This is a genomic window from Haladaptatus sp. W1, from assembly GCF_001723155.1.
GTDB lineage: Archaea > Halobacteriota > Halobacteria > Halobacteriales > Haladaptataceae > Haladaptatus > Haladaptatus paucihalophilus.
Window position 1 is genome coordinate 1 of sequence record NZ_MEIH01000328.1, and the last position, 3230, is coordinate 3230.

General features: G+C 62.4%; 2 protein-coding genes and 1 pseudogene. 2 read left to right on the forward strand and 1 reads right to left on the reverse strand.

Annotated features, from left to right (window positions below):
* Positions 1-272: 272 nt before the first annotated feature.
* Positions 273-1427: a hypothetical protein gene (locus tag BG842_RS18200; RefSeq protein ID WP_254663287.1), complete on the reverse strand. Its 1155-nt coding sequence runs from the start codon at positions 1425-1427 to the stop codon at positions 273-275.
* 209 nt (positions 1428-1636) lie between these two features.
* Here BG842_RS18200 and BG842_RS18205 point away from each other — a divergent pair.
* Together BG842_RS18205 and BG842_RS18210 are read left to right on the forward strand one after the other, a co-directional pair.
* A pseudogene (locus BG842_RS18205) lies at positions 1637-2734 on the forward strand (MMPL family transporter); the annotation flags it as partial.
* Between the two features lie 68 nt (positions 2735-2802).
* On the forward strand, positions 2803-3230 hold a 428-nt coding region (locus BG842_RS18210), incomplete at its 3' end, for a universal stress protein (protein ID WP_069451894.1).

A 3230-nucleotide genomic window follows, 5' to 3' on the forward strand; every position in this document is an offset into this window, starting at 1 on the left:
TTACCGACCATCCGCTGGTCCCGAACGATGGTGAGCGCGGATCGAAGAGAGAAGCCCCGGTTCAGAAGTCGTGCGATGGTTCGACCGACCGCTATCGCGCTCTTGTTCGTGATTTCGCTGTAGGTGACGACGCCGCCGATACTCCCGGAGTCGATGAGTTCGAGGCCCTGCTCGTACGACCGGACACCCGTTCAACAGGAAGGTATCGACCGCAACGCCGTCGACCGATCCGACGTCGAGTTTTCCGTCCCGACAGATGAAATGGCCGTCCTCTACGTGACCGATGTAGTGGAGGAAATCGGTTGGGGGTGGCGAGTACCGACGCCAGTTCGTCCACCGAGAGGTTCCGATGAACGTCGATGTCGAACGCGAGTTCGTCCCGTTTCCCGTAGAGTGCGTCCCCCGCGTCGTACTCCCGCGCTCATCTCCGGTTCGTTACACACCACCGTGATGTCGATACCGTCGGTCGAGGACGAGCGCTCCAATCTGTTCTCGAACGCGCGTTCTACCAGCTTGTTCGCGCCGATGGGCATCCCCTCGCCGAGCCACGCGCGTTCCAACGAATTCGTCGAGGTCGGCGCGACGTACCGGCCGGGGTCGGCGGGACGGTCCTCCCGTCGTGATCCTCCGCCGCGCAGAAAGCTGTCGATTGGGTCGGGAACCTCCGGTGCCGGTTCGTGGCGCTCGTCCTCTCTCGGCGACGAGATGAACGAAAGGTTGTTCACCAGATACGGAATCGACCGGACGTTGGCGATATCGTCCGTGACCGTCGTCGACAACAACCACGTCGGGACGTGCTCCCGAACGACGTCGAACGGAATATCGAGATACGTTTCGAGTTGCTCGGCGAGGTCCAGTTCGTACAACTCGTCGAACGAGAGGTCGAGAAGCGGTTCTATCACGCGTCGCTCGTGAAGCGGTATCCGATACAATCCCTCGGTCCGCGTCACACAGTCGAAAAACAGCGACTGCGCGAGAACCCGTTCGATTTCTCCCTCGTATCCCCGTTCGTGATGGTCGAGGGGGTGAACGAAGCTGCGGTCCGTCACGAGCCTCGGTTCGTCGCCCGGAACCACGGTCGCGCCGAGATAGTACGCGAGGGTGCTCGCCGAATATATCATCGGCAGTTCGGGCGGAAGCTCGATTCGGACCCCCGTCTCCGGCGGCGAGAGTTCGTCAGGGACGTGCAGTTCGTCCCCGAGTTCGATTCGAGGGGGATGGCCCCTGAGCGACGGGAGCGACCGTTCGCAGCTCAGCGTCTTCAACGCCGACCTGAACGTCGAAACAGCGGTCATCACGTCCCGTGGGTCCGTCGTCGTCGTCACCGTCGCTTCGGGCTGTTCGTGATAGGACCGCGCGCCGATTCGAACCCGCGTCTCCGTGCCGAAGTCGAACGCCATGTGCTCCGCCGACGACGCGAGGGTCATCTCGCCGGAGACGCGCAAGGTAAATTCGGATGGGTGCGTTCAGTTCGACGAGGTACTCCCCGTCGGGAAACTGTTCGTACGAAAAAATCCTCGACTTCCCGCAGGAAGGCCCCGTCGATACTACGGACGTGTGTGATGACGACGTACGGCAGCATGAGGCTGTCCGTCGTGACTTCGACCGCACTGTCCACCGGGAAGTGAAATTGGTCGGTATCCGTCGGTCCGTTTCGAACGAGGATTTCCTTCCGCCGGAGCAGACGCCGAGCTATCTCCAATCCCTTCCCGAACCGTTCGCGCCGGGAACGTACACCGTCACCGAGACGACGAACTTCCTCGACGAGAAGTTCGCCGCCGTACAGGGGGATACCGTGACGATATACGTGCAGGGGCCGCTCCGCGAGGATTACGCGCTCGAATCGATTCAGCACGCCAACCGTAATCCGCCGAAGTCCTTCGCCCAAGCGGACAGACGGGCGGAGTCCGAGAGTATCATCACCGTCATCCAAAATTACAGCCGTCAGTCGGACGAGTTTCGACGACTCGTCGAGCGAAACGACATCGACGGCGACGGCGTTCCCGACGACAACCTCGGACAGATTTACGACCGGTTGCTTTCGTCCCCCGCTCGCGGGCAGGCACTCCAGTACATCACGGAAGATCAGCGGAGCGCACAGGTCGTCTACACGATGAAAAGCGGCGCGTCGCAGAACGCCATCACCCGCGACGCCCAGCAGGTGGCCGATCGCTACCGTCTCGACGCGACCGCCACCGGCGAAACGGTCGTCTTCCAGTCCATCGCGGCCATCATCTTCGCGTCCGCGCTTCGAAGCCTCGCCACTGCACTCCTCGCCACGGCCATCTTTCTCGCGTTCGTCTATCGCGTCCTCGTCGGCCGGGCCGCGTTCGGCGTCATCAACCTCTTTCCAATCGTCGTCGCGGTCTCACTCCTCGCCGGGACGATGCGGTTGCTCGGCATCCCGTTCAACGCGCTGACCGCGACGGTGCTCGCCATCGCGCTCGGGTTGGGGACCGACTACTCCGCCCACGTCGTTCATCGGTTCACCGACGAATTCGAACACGAAACGGACGTGTTCGCCGCCCTCACGCGCACCGTCCGCGGAACCGGGGGCGCGCTGACCGGCAGCATGCTCACCACGGTCGCCGGGACGGGCATCCTCGTCCTCGCCATCACCCCCGTTCTCGGCCAGTTCGGACTCGTGACCGCCCTGAGCATCTTTTACTCGTATCTCACGGCGGTCCTGTTGACCCCCTCCGTCATCGTCGTGTGGGAGCGGTATTTCGAGTAACACCCACCTTCCCCTCGAACGCCGTGGCTGCAGTACAGTTATTCCGATGCCCACCGAACGTGCGGGAGATGTACGACGAGATACTCGTTCCGACCGATGGCAGTCCCGAAATCGAAGACGCCATCGCGGAGGCGCTCGACCTCGCGGCGTTCACGGGGGGTCGGATTCACGCGGTGTCCGTCGTCGATACGCGCGAGTACAGTACCCTGTCGGATGCCAAGTGGCTCACCATCGAACGCGACCGAACCGAACGAGGCGAAAGCGCGATTGCGGACGTTCGAAAGCGGGCGGACGAACGGGACGTTCCGGTCGAAACCGAACTCCTGCGAGGGATTCCTCACGAGGAAATCCTCGACTACGCAGACGAGAACGACATCGAAGTCGTGGTGATGGGAACGCACGGCCGAAGCGGGGTCGAACACTTCCTGAACGGGAGCGTCACCGAGAAGGTCATCCGCAATTCGACCCTGCCGATACTGGTCGTTCGCGTGACGGC